Annotated in this window: 15 protein-coding genes and 1 CRISPR repeat array; of the genes, 1 reads left to right on the top strand and 14 read right to left on the bottom strand. The window is 39.2% G+C overall.

The genetic code is table 11. The features are described 5' to 3' along the window. The first annotated feature begins 97 nt into the window (after window positions 1-97). A CRISPR array of direct repeats spans window positions 98-4,035; the repeat unit is 30 nt; unit sequence ATTTCAATTCCTCTAAGGTTCGATTAAAAG. A gap of 209 nt (window positions 4,036-4,244) precedes the next feature. From cas2 to cas6, 13 genes are all read right to left on the bottom strand, one after another. After that, a complete protein-coding gene (gene cas2 / locus L0B18_RS16885; RefSeq protein WP_234572984.1) occupies window positions 4,245-4,508 on the bottom strand; it encodes a CRISPR-associated endonuclease Cas2 in 264 nt (87 codons plus the stop codon). A 105-nt stretch (window positions 4,509-4,613) separates the two neighbouring features. Continuing rightward, the gene (gene cas1b / locus L0B18_RS16890) at window positions 4,614-5,711 is read right to left on the bottom strand and encodes a type I-B CRISPR-associated endonuclease Cas1b (RefSeq protein WP_234572985.1); all 1,098 of its coding nucleotides are present in this window, start codon (window positions 5,709-5,711) and stop codon (window positions 4,614-4,616) included. 72 nt (window positions 5,712-5,783) lie between these two features. Further along, window positions 5,784-5,945: a hypothetical protein gene (locus L0B18_RS19910; protein WP_370647603.1), complete on the bottom strand. Its 162-nt coding sequence runs from the start codon at window positions 5,943-5,945 to the stop codon at window positions 5,784-5,786. After that, entirely contained in the window at window positions 5,939-6,073 is a 135-nt protein-coding gene (locus L0B18_RS19775) for a hypothetical protein (RefSeq protein WP_255695687.1), read from the bottom strand. The genes L0B18_RS19910 and L0B18_RS19775 overlap by 7 nt, the downstream gene beginning before the upstream one ends. 116 nt (window positions 6,074-6,189) lie before the next feature. Then, window positions 6,190-6,747 carry a CRISPR-associated protein Cas4 gene (gene cas4, locus L0B18_RS16895; RefSeq protein WP_234572986.1) on the bottom strand — a complete coding sequence of 186 codons (558 nt, stop codon included), beginning with the start codon at window positions 6,745-6,747 and terminating at the stop codon, window positions 6,190-6,192. A gap of 51 nt (window positions 6,748-6,798) precedes the next feature. Further along, window positions 6,799-7,275 carry a hypothetical protein gene (locus tag L0B18_RS16900; protein ID WP_234572987.1) on the bottom strand — a complete coding sequence of 159 codons (477 nt, stop codon included), beginning with the start codon at window positions 7,273-7,275 and terminating at the stop codon, window positions 6,799-6,801. Continuing rightward, window positions 7,253-7,549: a GIY-YIG nuclease family protein gene (locus L0B18_RS19915; RefSeq protein ID WP_370647591.1), complete on the bottom strand. Its 297-nt coding sequence runs from the start codon at window positions 7,547-7,549 to the stop codon at window positions 7,253-7,255. The genes L0B18_RS16900 and L0B18_RS19915 overlap by 23 nt, the downstream gene beginning before the upstream one ends. Next, on the bottom strand, window positions 7,546-7,731 hold the full coding sequence (locus L0B18_RS16905; RefSeq protein WP_234572988.1) for a hypothetical protein: 186 nt from the start codon (window positions 7,729-7,731) through the stop codon (window positions 7,546-7,548). Before L0B18_RS16905 ends, L0B18_RS19915 begins: the two co-directional genes overlap by 4 nt. A 206-nt stretch (window positions 7,732-7,937) precedes the next feature. Beyond that, window positions 7,938-9,044 carry a hypothetical protein gene (locus L0B18_RS16910; protein WP_234572989.1) on the bottom strand — a complete coding sequence of 369 codons (1,107 nt, stop codon included), beginning with the start codon at window positions 9,042-9,044 and terminating at the stop codon, window positions 7,938-7,940. Between the two features lie 39 nt (window positions 9,045-9,083). Next, a complete protein-coding gene (locus tag L0B18_RS16915; RefSeq protein ID WP_234572990.1) occupies window positions 9,084-10,442 on the bottom strand; it encodes a hypothetical protein in 1,359 nt (452 codons plus the stop codon). A 12-nt stretch (window positions 10,443-10,454) separates the two neighbouring features. Then, on the bottom strand, window positions 10,455-12,608 hold the full coding sequence (gene cas3 / locus L0B18_RS16920) for a CRISPR-associated helicase Cas3' (protein ID WP_234572991.1): 2,154 nt from the start codon (window positions 12,606-12,608) through the stop codon (window positions 10,455-10,457). Next, on the bottom strand, window positions 12,605-13,165 hold the full coding sequence (locus L0B18_RS16925; RefSeq protein ID WP_234572992.1) for a hypothetical protein: 561 nt from the start codon (window positions 13,163-13,165) through the stop codon (window positions 12,605-12,607). The genes cas3 and L0B18_RS16925 overlap by 4 nt, the downstream gene beginning before the upstream one ends. Before the next feature lie 70 nt (window positions 13,166-13,235). Next, entirely contained in the window at window positions 13,236-13,904 is a 669-nt protein-coding gene (gene cas6 / locus L0B18_RS16930; protein WP_234572993.1) for a CRISPR-associated endoribonuclease Cas6, read from the bottom strand. Between the two features lie 457 nt (window positions 13,905-14,361). Between cas6 and L0B18_RS16935 the strand changes: the two genes are divergently transcribed. Next, a complete protein-coding gene (locus L0B18_RS16935) occupies window positions 14,362-15,552 on the top strand; it encodes a DNA/RNA non-specific endonuclease (RefSeq protein ID WP_234572994.1) in 1,191 nt (396 codons plus the stop codon). A gap of 205 nt (window positions 15,553-15,757) precedes the next feature. Here the strand turns inward: L0B18_RS16935 and L0B18_RS16940 are convergent. Beyond that, window positions 15,758-16,288 (bottom strand): alkaline phosphatase (locus L0B18_RS16940; RefSeq protein WP_234572995.1); only part of this gene is annotated, 531 nt, incomplete at its 5' end.

Raw genomic sequence — 16,288 nt, forward strand, 5'->3', positions numbered from 1 at the left:
CTAAGGTTCGATTAATCCCGATAGCTCTCTGCGGTTGTCACTGTATACAAAGTTAGCAAGCTTTAAAATGAATGTTACCTGCCTTCATTAATCTGTCGGGACAATTCCTCTAAGGTTCGATTAAAAGGATATCTCCTGAACAGCCCCCAGCGAACCCAATTAAATTTCAATTCCTCTAAGGTTCGATTAAAAGTCAATTATAGCCGTAGAGTATGGCGATCAATACAAATTTCAATTCCTCTAAGGTTCGATTAAAAGAACTTCATCTAATTGATCTTCCTGTAGTGCTGTGAAATTTCAATTCCTCTAAGGTTCGATTAAAAGTTGATTCTTGCGTTCTCCTCCAGCTCAACTTTCATATTTCAATTCCTCTAAGGTTCGATTAAAAGTTGAACTACCTGGATGCTTTTCAGTACATCATATTCAATTTCAATTCCTCTAAGGTTCGATTAAAAGCTCTTTTCTGGCCTCAATCTGCCTCTCAAGTTCAGATTTCAATTCCTCTAAGGTTCGATTAAAAGTCTTTCCTATGATTTTGAAACTGAATCCTGGATTGTATTTCAATTCCTCTAAGGTTCGATTAAAAGTCTGCAGCTAAAGAGTTTATCGACTACATCGAGCATATTTCAATTCCTCTAAGGTTCGATTAAAAGTATATCCGATGTTTGAAAGCGATATAAGCGATTATGGATTTCAATTCCTCTAAGGTTCGATTAAAAGAGAACGCTTTACAACCAGGTCTGGAATTTTATCGATATTTCAATTCCTCTAAGGTTCGATTAAAAGCATAATTATCGCCGGTGTACTTCTCGTTCAGAAACATTTCAATTCCTCTAAGGTTCGATTAAAAGGAAAGATTAAAAGCGGCTTCTCCTGAAGGGGCAAAATATTTCAATTCCTCTAAGGTTCGATTAAAAGCGCAGGGGCGGTTGCAATAAGCGGCGGTATTCCACATTTCAATTCCTCTAAGGTTCGATTAAAAGGGGGCGGTTCAGATGTGCCACCGTCCCCATCAGAGAATTTCAATTCCTCTAAGGTTCGATTAAAAGGTCATTCAAGAAACTCTCACGTAGTTCTTTTTCCTGATTTCAATTCCTCTAAGGTTCGATTAAAAGTAAGTGTTGAAGAAGAAACGAAACGACTTGATGAAAATTTCAATTCCTCTAAGGTTCGATTAAAAGTTTAGAAACACGCAAACTGCCATTTGGGGGTGTGTTATTTCAATTCCTCTAAGGTTCGATTAAAAGACCTTGTAAAAATTGTTCAGCACAAGTCCAGATTTAATTTCAATTCCTCTAAGGTTCGATTAAAAGGGGGCGGTTCAGATGTGCCACCGTCCCCATCAGAGAATTTCAATTCCTCTAAGGTTCGATTAAAAGGTCATTCAAGAAACTCTCACGTAGTTCTTTTTCCTGATTTCAATTCCTCTAAGGTTCGATTAAAAGACGGAGCGAAGATAAAAACCACGCATGACGACCTTATAATTTCAATTCCTCTAAGGTTCGATTAAAAGTATCGAATCGTGCCGCATCCAATTCAATGAAGCGAGATTTCAATTCCTCTAAGGTTCGATTAAAAGTATTGATAAATCTGTAAAATGGATTCGTCAAAACGTAATTTCAATTCCTCTAAGGTTCGATTAAAAGTATTCCCAGTGCTAACTGTTAATCTGAGCTGTTCACATTTCAATTCCTCTAAGGTTCGATTAAAAGGAAGGCCTGGCCGGTGATGTACCAGCGGTCAACTCCATTTCAATTCCTCTAAGGTTCGATTAAAAGTATGGGAAATGAGGAGAAACTTCTTCGGCTATATAAAAATTTCAATTCCTCTAAGGTTCGATTAAAAGATGAAAGAGGATATTGTCTATAACGATGCCCGTGAGTATTTCAATTCCTCTAAGGTTCGATTAAAAGTTGAGTGAATGAGTTGGCAGAGCTACAGCAGGGGAAATTTCAATTCCTCTAAGGTTCGATTAAAAGTAAGGGAAATCAGTTACATAAGCTACGTGAGAACGTATTTCAATTCCTCTAAGGTTCGATTAAAAGCGCGCCCGTTCCCGATACAGTTATTTTGTTCGGCTTCATTTCAATTCCTCTAAGGTTCGATTAAAAGTGAGGAAAAAGGATTCAACACTATTGAATTGACAGAATTTCAATTCCTCTAAGGTTCGATTAAAAGTGATGTGGATTCAATCAAAAAAGAACTTGCTGATGTTATTTCAATTCCTCTAAGGTTCGATTAAAAGTCCACTCAGACAGGTCAACAGAAACACCGGCATCTTATTTCAATTCCTCTAAGGTTCGATTAAAAGTGAATCTGTCGGGCTGCCTCATCAAAGTCTGAATTAATTTCAATTCCTCTAAGGTTCGATTAAAAGCATCTCCAGAGGCATTCTAAAAGGCTATACCGTTTAATTTCAATTCCTCTAAGGTTCGATTAAAAGATGGGGTTGAAGTGGCACAGACAAGCAATATTCCAACATTTCAATTCCTCTAAGGTTCGATTAAAAGTAAAAGCTATCTATCGACGTTAAAATCTCATCCAGTATTTCAATTCCTCTAAGGTTCGATTAAAAGTATGGCAGGATCGTCTGAGAAGTACCTGGATGATTTATTTCAATTCCTCTAAGGTTCGATTAAAAGAACTCCGACCGTTCATTCTCATCCTCCGGCATATCAATTTCAATTCCTCTAAGGTTCGATTAAAAGTTGTGCCGTATATTGGGTTTGATCGGGATTCAGATCGTATTTCAATTCCTCTAAGGTTCGATTAAAAGGATCTGATATTACAATCATCGGTTGTGAAATTTTCATTTCAATTCCTCTAAGGTTCGATTAAAAGACCCCCGCTTCTTATAAAGGCATCATGAGCCACCAAAATTTCAATTCCTCTAAGGTTCGATTAAAAGTCCGATCCATTTTTTTGTTACAAGAAGCAACAGAAAAATTTCAATTCCTCTAAGGTTCGATTAAAAGTTGGAGAGATCCATCAAGCAACTACTGCAAGAGTAATTTCAATTCCTCTAAGGTTCGATTAAAAGTCGGATTCTCGTCCTCTATCGCTGATATTAGTGCATATTTCAATTCCTCTAAGGTTCGATTAAAAGTAAGCGTTGCAAAATACTCAGGGGACGTTGAAGTTCATTTCAATTCCTCTAAGGTTCGATTAAAAGGGGTTTATGCTTGTTCTTCATGTCATGACTGGTTAGAATTTCAATTCCTCTAAGGTTCGATTAAAAGTATTCAATGTCCCCAAAGCCTGATTTATTTGATAACCATTTCAATTCCTCTAAGGTTCGATTAAAAGTACGAATAAAACCGAACTTGATCACAAATCATCTGAATTTCAATTCCTCTAAGGTTCGATTAAAAGGGACTAATTCAAGGGTTTTTGAGGCCGGAATAAAGTGATTTCAATTCCTCTAAGGTTCGATTAAAAGGATGAAAGAAATTTGGAAAGATATTGATGGATATGAATTTCAATTCCTCTAAGGTTCGATTAAAAGGGATGAATGTGGCGCTGGAAATTATATGTCGTACTGATTTCAATTCCTCTAAGGTTCGATTAAAAGGCCGTTCTGTGAGAAGCGCCCAATCTGTATTTTCATATTTCAATTCCTCTAAGGTTCGATTAAAAGCTTTCAACCCCTCACTCACTGTCCTGCTGAAACAGGATTTCAATTCCTCTAAGGTTCGATTAAAAGAAAATTAACTCCTTCGTATGCCATGATTTATACCTTATTTCAATTCCTCTAAGGTTCGATTAAAAGCAAGCATGGCATTGAGCCAAATCCGTTATATAAGGTATTTCAATTCCTCTAAGGTTCGATTAAAAGGAACCGAACTGGCTATCAAGCACAAAGCCCACGAGTATTTCAATTCCTCTAAGGTTCGATTAAAAGGTGAACTAAGTGAAATAGATGATGAGATATTAACAAAATTTCAATTCCTCTAAGGTTCGATTAAAAGTATACCCATTCGTATCATTTTGTTGAAAGCCAGGCAAATTTCAATTCCTCTAAGGTTCGATTAAAAGGCCGCGGAAAAATCCACGTTTATAACATATAAATACATCTTTTAGGAGAAAAAAGTCAATGATTTGTCGTCACCTCTTATAAGTGCATTTTATGTCTGGGTGTGACGATGTCAATTTTCGCCCTTTACAGCCTTCTAAGCCATATATCTTCATAAACTTCCAAATAGCGATCATTATCTGATTCCTCATCCGGGCACTGTGACGATTCATTACACAAAATTATCCGCACTATTTTTTTCCACACCCAATACTTCCCTATTACTCCAGCGTTTGCTCCCAACGCAGTAGATGATAACAGAATCTTCCTCTTCATTCATCAGTTCTGTGATTTTGTACTTTAGTTCTTCAAGCTGAGCGTCTGTGAGTTCCCCCTCGAATACTGAGTTTTGCACATGATTTAAATATTCACGTACAATCTTCAGCATTTTGACAACGCGGTTCACATTTACATCATAAACAAGGATATAATACATGGGATTTGTTAAGTTTTTGATTTATTGAGTTGATGAGTTACAGATTTGCCGATTTGTTGAGTTGTTAAATCAAATAATTTACAGATCATTAACTCATCAAATTCCTCACCACCACGCTTTAAACGGCTCATAAGCCTCTGCATCGGTAATATGTTTTACCAGTTTGTAGCATTCCAGACGTATTAGCCTCCGGTACGAAACCTTTCGGTTTAATGTTCGATGCATAATGGTGGTTTGAAGTTTCTCTTCAAAAGCTTTTACAAATGTTTGTCTCCCCTTTTTACTCAAATGGCAAAAATTAAGATCTTCCTCAAAATCCGAATGTTTGATACGGCCCTGGTTCAGACATGTGAAAATCACCCGGTCGGCCAGTAATGGTTTAAATATTTCAGCAAGATCTAAAGCCAGTGAATAACGCCGGTCTCCGGGTTCATGCAAATAAGAGATCAGCGGGGATAATTGAGTCCTGTATATTTCTGTAAGGCAGGTGGTATATACCATGGCATTCCCAAATGAAATTAAGGCATTTACAGCATTATCCGGGGGATTTTTAACCCGTTTTTCAAAGTCATATTTTTCTCCCAAAATGGTAGAGAAAGCAGCGTAATAAGTTTGGCGGATGTTCCCTTCTAACCCCATAAGCTGTTGAATATCTTCTGCAAGGGGAACTTCATTCATGTGTTTTTCGATGCGGGAAATATACATTTCAAGATCCCCTGCCCGTCCGTTATAATATTTCAGATTACGCAGCATGTTATACCCTGCCCCTAAAACCAGTTGCAGCGCCAGCCTCATGCGTTTTACCCGGCTTTTATAGTGATCTACCTGGTTCACCAGCAAAAAACCGCTAAGTAAATATTCCCTGGGATAATAGCTGCCGCTGTAATAGCCGTAATAATTGAACAGGTGAGCAGGAATATTGTTTTTGGCAAGAAAACGTAACAAGCGCGCATTAAAATTTATTTCGCTGAATATCATAAGCGAGTCCACATCATCAACAGGAATCACCCGTTTATTGAGCGAATCAAAATCTTTTTTGAACTTCCCGGCTTCTGTGATAAGTTCCCATTCGTCAAAATCATCCTCTTTATCCCCGCCGGTGGCCTCAAGCAGTTCCTCCTCTTTTTTATAAGGAAGAAAGAAAAGAGTATTCTGTTTCCTCATCAGCTTGCCGGAGGTGAATATGTAGTAAGGTCGTTTCATTTTGAATTTGTTGATTTGGAAATTTATTGAGTTGTTGAGTTGAAAGAATCTGTAAACCAACAACTCAGTAAATTATGTAAGTCTTCTCGCTGCTGTTTTACGTGAAGCAGCCATGATTGCTAATATTTCCCAAGCTTCGGTAAGTACGGGATGAATCTTTTTTGAAGACAAAACACCCGCCTCATTTAGAATTTCCAGCCAGAAAACACTTTCGTCTGCTTCTTCTACTACAATGCATAATTTTGCATAAAATTCCCTGTCTGATCTTCACCTGTTTTGGGTAGCATCCGATACAGCGCAATAATCATCAGCGCAAAATCCTTGGTTCTTTTTTTCACTTTTTCTGTTTTATTAAAATCCATGGATTGAAATTTGTTGAGTTGGTGATTTTTGGAGTTGCTGAATTTTTGAGTTGTAGGGTATTGGATTTGATGGTTATTAACTCAACAAATCATCCGCTCTATAACTCAATAAATTCTTAGCTGTAACAAAGTTCATTATAAGAACAGCTTTTACAGATATGCCACTCCACGGTTTTGGGCGGTTTTTCTCGGTTCCTGATCTTGCGGATATTCGGTATTATTTTAGATTCCAGTTCTTTCCGGTCGTTTTGCGACAAAATAATCCGTTCCGTTTGGCGTAACTTCGGATAATTCAATTCGCCTATGTACCCTCGTTTATCCGGAAAATCCGGGTACTCGTTCATCGTGTTCTCATCGGCTATGTGCATCCCCTTTTTTTCCAGGTACCACATATAATACTTAAGCTGCCAGGTGTGGGCCTCATCCATACTTGCAGACTTTTTTACTTCATGGATAATTTTTTGGTTATGATCAATCCAGTCCACCACAATCACTCCATCGATAGAAATTTCTTTTTTCTCCCGTTTATAACTGGTTTCATGGATATGGCGGCCCATACGTACGGCATCGCTTTCCTGCTCACATTGTATGTTATGGGCAAAAAACCACAGCTTGCGGGCACAGATAAAGTAGTAGGCCACTTCCGTTCCGGTAATGGGGTTATTTTGGTTCATTTTTTTACTCAAACCTCCAAGGTTTTGAAAACCTTGGAGGTTTCATTTTTTCTAAGATTCAAACAATTGAATACACTTCTCTACATTTATTTCCCGATGTATCGTTTTAAAATTCTCTACATCCCCAAACCATAGCAAAGCTTCTTCTTTCTTTATTCTCGTCAATTTATTTAAAACATAGGCATGCCAGCTGCTGAATGGCCATTGGTTAGGATGACTGGTAAAACCGTGGTGAATGGGATTATTGTGGATATATGCAATCAGGCGGACAAAATATTCGTCCGAATCGATGAGTTTACGATTAAAGTTTGGTATAAAAAGACTGCCTTTCCGATTGTACATTTTGTTGAAGGCTTTTGTATAAGCATTAAAAAGATTTGAAAGTCGTTGGCTTACCAAACCTCCAAGGTTTTCAAAACCTTGGAGGTTTTTCTCCCTTTTTAAAAACTCTACTAATTCCTCCTCACTTTTCACCCTTACCATCAAATGAATGTGGCTTGTCCTGTTAAATAAGATTCGGTTTATCATGCTTACGCCAGTTTTTTAATCTATTCCCAAGAAACATTTTACCGTGGGATGTTTTAAGATATTTTTCCCGATGTGTAGCATCTTTTTGGTTCCTAGAACCTTCGAAATAAATTAGCTTTAGTGGCCTTCTATTTTTAGTTGACTTTACCCTTCCATTCTTATGTTGATCAATTCTTGATTTTAAATCTTTAGTATATCCGGTATATAATTGCTGGTCAGTTAAACTGTATAAAACATAGACATAATAAAAACTTGCCATAATTAAAGGATTCATTTAACAGGATGAAGCATCAGGCAATAAGCGTAGGTTTCTACTACCGGATGCACATGATGAAGATACCGCTTGAGGAAATAGCCATAATTCTCCTCGCAACGAAACAGGTTGTCATCCCCGTTGGCGTGCGTCCAAATATGATAGAAATACCCCGGTTGTAGTGGAATTCGTTTCTGTGGCATTGGTCGCTTTTCCGTTATACCCTACCCCTACAGCGATCCCTGTGGTAAGAACCATTGGAGGGGTTTATCTATATGAGCCTTAAAAAACCAATTCCTTACAAAATTTCTTTTCCAAACCTCCAAGGTTTTTGAAACCTTGGAGGTTTATGTGTTAAAGACCTGACAGGTTTTGAAAACCTGTCAGGTCTTTGTTAGTCCCCAAATATTTAACTTACGTGAACAGTGGTTTGGTTCTCGTAGTTGAAGGATTGAAGCCGATCTATCAACCATTTTTGAGCATTTTCAATGGCATCCGCTGAGCCATATTCTCCTTTGATGTATCCACTGGCAGGTAATGTCACATATAAATCAGCTCCGGCTTCTTTATCTAACCTTGGAACAGCCTGGTCATTTTCAACATCTTCTCTTAGCTCTGCACGGATTGCGCCAGCTACGGCATAAGCTTTGTTCGCCAAAGCAAATGCGAGTGGTTCCATTAAACTGAAAGTACGAGCTTGGTTACTTGTAATTTGCCAATCTAACAGACCTTCCGCCAACGCCGGAATAATTTTATCTCTTTGTTCTTTGGGACAAACCAGGCATGGACCAAAGAAATTTTCACTTTCCACCCAGCCTTCTTCTTTCATTTTCTCTTTTACACTTTGATAAACCTCCGGCTCACCCTTTTGCAGTGGAATAGTTGATACAGAAAAGAGCCTTCTCAAATCTATAGCTATATCGTAAACGAATAATCCATAAGCACGAGTTTGCTTATCTAAAAATTTACGCTTGGGGAGCTGTTTGTCCAGGTTTTCAAGGTAATCCTGCATTTCCTCAGGACTCATTGGATTCCCGTCCTGGTCCAAAAGAGTAACTTTACTATTTGGGTTATTGGTTCTATCAAAAGTCCCTTTTTCAGCATCTGTACCTCCTAATAGCGGATGTAACGGGCGCATGGCAGAAATGGACAATGGACTTCGCCTTTTAACTACAAAGTTTTCTTCCTCTTTGCTCTTTGTAGCTTTTGAAGATGCTTTCATATATCCACCTAATAATTGATCTGGATATGTTGGGTCACATGGTTGAACTGCAATATCTTCTTTTGGAATATCTCCTTGATTCTCAATTTTCCATAGAAAATCGACCGGTGCAAGATCTTGATGCAGTTCATTAACTACGCGTTCAAGAATCGACCGCTTTACTTGTTGACCACTCGAAAAAGGCTGGCTTCTTCTGAACTGTGGATCGAAATAGGTTTTTTGTCCGTCTTCCACGCAAAATACTGTGTGTTCTGCATGCTTTAATCCTCGAAGATATAGATAAGGTGAATTCATAATAGAGTCCCGTTATTGATTAGAAATATTCTTAGAATGTTAATTGGATTGGTAGTAGTTGTACTTAAATTTGATAAGTGTCAAAAACAGCTTAAACATGTCTTGTGGAATGGAAGTCATTAACTGTTCAACTGCTTTATTTAATGGCTCTGCTGCAGCTTTATCTTCTTCTATTATCGAAGAAAGCCCATCAATGAATTGTTGCCGATTTCTTGATTCCCACAAACCTTCTACTTGCTTAATTCTTGTCCGTAGCCTGTTCTCTTCCCCTTCGAATTTTAATAAGGCTTCTGCTACTTCTTCCGATAATTTTAATGTGTCTTCGTTATTTAGCATAGCTTGTATCCATGTTATGTATGTTATAAAAGTGATTCGTTTTTCTTCCTTGTCCAGCTTGTACATCTTGCTGGCTCCTTCACGAATATCTCCGGCTGTGTATTTGTAAAGGTCTTTAGGTTTTAAAGCTCTCACTCCAATTCCTCCTAAACTGCACGCTTTCTCAATAGAAAATTGAGTTTTGTAGGCTTCTTCAAGTCTTGTGGCTTGTTTCCGATTTATACTCGGATCTTGGCTAATAAGCTGCTCAAATATTTGAGGCAACCAACGAACTCTTTCCAAATCCAAGTACATAAAACCCAGAGTGCTATTCATTTGGCTCAATTTATATCCATAAACCAATTCACGGAGATGTTCGGTATCCAAAAACTTTGCAAGTGAGAAAACTTGATCTGACCAATCAGGACGATTTAGTTTAATCATCCCCTTTTCTGTTCCTGAATTATTTGAAATCCAATCAAGAGTATTTTTGTATGCCTTATCTAAATCATCTTTGAACTCAAGCCCATGAGTAATCCAAAGTCCATTCCAGGTTTCGATTTGTCTCCCTTTTGTATTTGGAGTTTCATCTAAATACTTTCTGTAAAATTTCCAACCTTCAAACAGAAACCAAAGCAACTTTTCATTGTTGAACAGGAAATTATATCCTCCTCCAAATCCAACTCCCAAAGCACCACCAAACCAAGAATAAAGGATATTTTCTTCCGATAAATCAAAATCAATAGAACTGATCTGTCCGGAAGTACCCTTATCAATATCACCGGCCATAAAACCCACTGCTACTGCTCCGCTAATATTTTTTTCCCCATTACTCACTTCCTTAATATCATTGAGAAAACGATCTTTCTTTATTACTGAATCTCGAACATTATCTCTCTGATCTTCTTTAGAAATTTTTTGAAAGAAAGATGAATTCGTTACCTGCATTAGGTGTAAATAATCTTCTGCATCAAAAAGCACAGGAAAAAACTCCTCTTCGAAAAACTCCAATGCAGAAAGATTCTTTCCTGTCTTCTTATTATAAACTTTCAAAAATCTCCGGCCGGTTTGCTGCGTATACATATCTCTATCGCTTTAAATAAAATTTGATGGTTCTTTCAATTCCAACCCAACCTTCTCATAATCATATTGCTCGGTCATTACGTAGGGTTCACTTCCAACTCTTTCCAGTCGTTGAACTCTTTCCCGAATTCTATACATGCTTTTCTCATTAACAGGAATTTCCAACCATTGCCGTTCTTCCCAATTGGCCTCTTTATAAGTTTCCAAATCTTGTTCCAGTATAGCGGAAGCTGAATCAATCTCGAGATATTTCATCAACACCGGCTCCGAAATGTGTCGCAATTTCTTCATCTGAAACTGGTCGTCGTTCCATTTCAGATACCCTGAGATTTTTTGAATGTCTATTTCCGGATACACTTGATCTATCAGCGATTGTATCTCAATAGTTGAGAGTGGTTCTTTGTCCGGCAGTAACTCAAAGCTCTTTTCAACCGTCTCTTTCCTGTAAGGAAGCGTATGTTCTTTTGGTTGCAGAACATGAATAGGCCGCAGTGTTCGATTCTCCGGTTTTTTGCGTTTTCTATTAATCCGTCCGAATCGTTGGATAAGGGCGTCCAATGGTGCCGCCTGGGTAATCATCCGGTCAAAACTAATGTCCAGGCTAACTTCTACAACCTGTGTAGAGACTACAAAGCATGGTCCCTCTTGCCCGTCAAAATCATTCTTTAATTGTTCTTCTCTTTCCCGGCGATCTTTTCTTCGAAATCGACTATGGATTAGCATGGATGGAATGTCAGGAAACATGCTTTTCAACATGCGATACGTTTCTTGGGAATCCGCTACAATATTGCAGACAATTAAAACTTTTTCTGTTTCCTCAAATGCTGTCTTAATGATATCGAATAGCTCATCTATATTTTCATTTTTATGGATAATATGCCGGTCGTACGTAGCAAGTTCATTATCCGTAAGACTGACTTCATATGTAGTATCTGCTCCACCTAATATTTCCAGCAATTTATCATATAGTGCTGTTGGCATGGTGGCGGTCCCTACATGAATTCGGCAGTTTTGTTCAATCAGCACCTTCACAATTTCCATTACCATGGCCTGAGATTCTGCCTGGTACGTATGAATTTCATCCAGAATTACATCACACCCTCTTACATCCATAAGGGTTGCTTCAAAACCCATCGTCCCAAAAATGATGCTGCTGGTTTGATGTGGGGTCAGTACTTTCACACTGGAACCCACAAAAGGCTGCAACTGAACTTCCTGTTTGCTGTTATTTTCATCTTTTGCCACAAGCCGTGAAGCAGCATGTAAAAGTCGCACATCGGTTTCTTTCGGCACGATTTCTTTAATGCGTTTGAACATGGCATTAATGGAAGCCTGAAACGGAAGCATGTAAAATGTTCGCCCTTTGCACCGGTTCAATAAAAATTCGGTTTTACCAGCCCCGGTAGGTGCAACTACCAATGTATGTGGTCTTTTATCTTCTGTCGATTTCATTGAGAGCGGAAACAATTCATTAGGTGGATGCATATCCACATATTCAGGCGTTTTGAAAAAGTGTTTTAAATAAGGCTTCAACTCTTTTCCTAAAGCAGAAGCCATGTGATCAGAGGCCATCAATAGCCCTTTCCATTCTGACCAGCCGTCACCTAATTCCTCACAATATTCATATACCCACTCTATGGCTTCCTCGGCTTCTTTTTCAGAAATCGCCCGTGTTTCAAATCCCAATTCATTAAGTAGCTTTAAAGCTCTTTCAGCCCATATTTCCCAATCCTCCAGATGAGATTCGAACAATCCGGCAGGCCCCTGTTGATTTAGAATATCGATAATACCCCTTTTTCTGTGATCACCTTCAACTGACTTATGATGAGCAACAATCATTTCGGTCAACGGCTCCCACTCATTTTTGGGAAAGAGTGGTAAAAAAGCTAATGATGAAATCTCATGGCGGTTAGGTAACGACTGACTAAAACCAAAACCCTCTTTATAATCATGTACAAAAGCCTGATATACTGGATGAGCTTTACCGATGTCATGCAATAAAGCCCCTTTTTTGCTTAACTCAACATCTTTTACAAAATGTTTTGCTAAGGGTATAATAGCTTCTGCTACATCGGTCAAATGTTGCTTTAAAGTGACAGAACCATAGACTTCACTTTTGGCAAGTAATTCAAGCTCTTGATATGTCTCAATAGACCATCGCTTCATAACAATTCATCCCGAATAGCTCCATCTGTTATTTCCAATTCTCCGTACATAGGTTCAAAATCGTTAAAGCGATTATACCCAACCATAAAGCCTTCATCTGAACCAGTGAATCTTAATTCGAAGCCTTCCAAAGCATCGAATTCTTTTTCACTTAATACTGAAATCCAAGCACTTTTATCCGGTAATAGAATGTCTTCATTTCTACATAGACAAATGTGTTGATCAAACGCTATTTCTGCATCTTCTCTGGAATTAAATCCTAAAATAAGAATAGGCTCAAGCATCACACCTCTGGTAAGTATGCTAAAATTCTCTCCCCACTTTTTTATCAGTTTAGGACGAGTCTGCTCCATTTGCTTGGAATAATTTTTGAAAGTCAATTTGTGACGTGCAATCTTCTCCACTTGCAATTTTTGGCGCATACCTTCTACAATTGAAGGCGTTAAAAACTGTTGGCTAAATGTGTGTATTTCATGTGGTTTTCCCCCATCTCTTACCGCCGTCCAGGGTTTTATAAAACCAAAAGGCCCCGTATATGTAACTGTATAAATCTTCATAATTTTGTACCGGTAGTTAATAGACCTGACAGGTTTTGAAAACCTGTCAGGTCTGAATATTCATGTAATTTCAGCTTAGTGCCCCAAAACCGCTTCCTGTCAACTCTCCCACTCCCACCGTCCAGGCAAATTCGATAGCTTTTGGATCACCCTTAACGATAACCGGACAATAATTAGCCCGAAGTTGCGTGCCCTTTAAATTCACCAATTTGGTTTTTGGGTTTGGGTAGGTCTTGTCAAAAGTAACTTTCAATGGTTTAAAGCTATTCTCAAGACCAGCTTCTGACAATTTCTTATTCAGCGTTCTTGAAAGGAACTCATCTACATCATCATCCTTATAAGTCAAATGCTTACGTGTTTCAGCATCTAAATTTTTTCGGACTAAAACCGGACTTGCCACTTTGAAGCGCTGCTCGTTATTAAATGAAGGTGTTTTAGCGACCTGAACTTCATCAACTTTCATCCCATAGAATACATCCGGTTTATCCACAATCCCTTGTATTAAATCCGAACCATATTTTGATTCCCAAAAACTAATAAACCACCTTGCCCCATTAGGAAAGTTTAACTTCCCATCCACTCGTTCAGCCTGCCCCCTTAACCAAGAAAAAGAGTACAACGAGATCTTATCGTGCAGATCGTTTTGGCCCAGCCATTTATGCAACGCGCCGGTAAGCGGGTGCTGGTAATTAAATGGAACCGGTTCTGTATTCGGTGTAAGTGTCAGGTGTAATCGCATATATCTTGATGGTTTCCAGGCTCTTCTAAACCCGTCAGGTTTTTAAAACCTGACGGGTTTCATTTCGATTCAAATTCTTCACTCATTATATATTTAAAAGATGACACCTTGTGTCACCCCCCAAAACAACACTGCTACTACACACATCCTGTTATTGAAGTTTTACTAAACAACAGAGAAGTTAAAAAGAGAAATGATACACTCTGCTCTTTATGAACCCGTCTCATGATGGCTTCTCTCATAGTACCCCTTCAATCGTAGTGTTTTCTTTGAAATACTAAAATTTCAGTTGAGTTGCAAAACCAAAAAAAACTGTAAGGAATTAAGTAAAATGAGTTCTTACTGAATAAAGAATGGCAGAAGTTTTAGAGTCAGTATAACCACAATCTTCACACACCACCGGGCTATGCGAATGTCTTTATACACTATCCTTTTCAAAAAAGCCAAATTGTTGTTCTTGGTTTTATTTTTCTCGGGCATGTTGCCGGCGCATCTGGTTGCCCAATCTGCACTTGATCCCTGCATTGATCAGTTTATCGGGTCTGCAGTAGAAAACGCTCCTACTCTTTTCTACAGCTCTCCCGATGAACCTTTTGACACAAACCAACATTTGTGTTACCGCACGGAAGCGCAAAGCTTTTTTGCAATGGAGTATTGGCCGGAACAATATGCTCCACGCTGGGTTGCCTATAAAATTTCGCCGGAGCAGTTTGGAGAAGGCGCGTGCAATACATTTACCCGAAATACAGCCGGATGCTATTTTAAAACAGACACCTGGGATGAGTTCCTGGCCTGCACTGATGGAGACGATCCATTCCATCCCGATCTAATCATCAAGGGCAACAAACTGGATGAATATGCTTTTCAGTCAACAGCACATGACCGGGGCCATATGGCACCCGGACAATCTTTTAGCTGGAACGTATGTGGCTGGTATCACACATTTACAATGGCAAATATGTCCCCCCAGAGGGGGTTATTAAATCAACGAATCTGGGCCGATCTTGAACAGCAGGTATTGACTTGGGCTGTTGATGAAGGACCTCTGTATGTGATGACCGGTGCCCTGTTTTCAGACTTTCCCTATGATAAATTCCAGGTATACAGAGACAGCGCTCTCCATTCCGAACAGATTTATCCGAGAGTCAATACATTTGAACAAATAGTACGGAGAGCGGACACAAACTATGAAACTACCATGAGTGGAGATATTCTGCGGCCGTCCAGGAATCCCAATCCGGAACGAATGAAAGATCAGGTACGCAATACAAGAATACCTACAGGCTACTATACCGTTATCTACATCCCCGCCACTGAACATGAAGGACCTCGTACTATCGGGTTTTTAATTCCCCACTCTTTTGAATCCCTCAATATGCTTGCAGATCATTATGAAGGTCTCAGCCGGAGTAAAGCGTTCTGGGCATTTGCCGCCCGTATTGACCTGATCGAAGAAGCAGGCGGTGTTCAATTTCCAGGTATTCCTGATGAGCTAAAGCAATGGGGAAGTGATTGGTTCTTTAGCCATCAAACCAGCCGGCAGATACGATCGAACACCTGCGGCATGGGCACTCCCCAGGGCATTGTCGAGAATTCAACGCAAGAAGAAAGGTTTGAAGCCTGTAAACTGTTGATGAATGAAGAATAAATGAGTGAAATACATATTGCCGCCATTGAAGCCCTCCCTATCCGTCGGCTAACGGATAGGGAGGGTTGAAGGATAGGTTATCTGTCGACAGGATGGGAATTTTTAGTCAACAGATTCAATCTGATTCATTGTTCTGTAATTATTGAATATTTGACACCACTTCAGTATAAAAATTTAAAAATTCTTGATAGATAAAGATATCCACTTATCGATCTTGAATAGTTTTGCCCCAAACCTCAAACATCTTTCGTGCGATTCCGGTGTTGTCATACCGTCCTTCAAACAACTCGCCTTTAGGTCCATAACTAAAGACAGGTACATGCAAAGCTGTATGGCCACTGGTGCTAAACTCGTGTTTAAAGGTTCCGTCCACTTCACCATAAGGCATGGTCAATCCGCCGGTTTCGTGATCTGCAGAAATCACAACCAGCGTATTTCCATCCTGCTCGGCAAAATCGATCACGGCACTGATTACGGCATCAAAATCTTTCATCTCCCCGAGTACATATTCAGCATTGTTATCATGCCCGCCCCAGTCAATCTGAGAACCTTCAATCATCATAAAAAATCCATCGGGATCCTGGGAAGCTTTTTCAAGAGCAGCTTGCGTTAACTGTAACATCTGGTCGCCGCGTTCCGGTGCCGGTGCAAGATCTTTTCCTTCTAAAAAGGCAATGACTTTTTCGTGCTGAGAAATGTCGGTCAACCCTCCTAAGCTGTCTGTATAGAAATATCC

This window comes from Rhodohalobacter sp. 614A, assembly GCF_021462415.1.
Taxonomy (GTDB): domain Bacteria; phylum Bacteroidota; class Rhodothermia; order Balneolales; family Balneolaceae; genus Rhodohalobacter.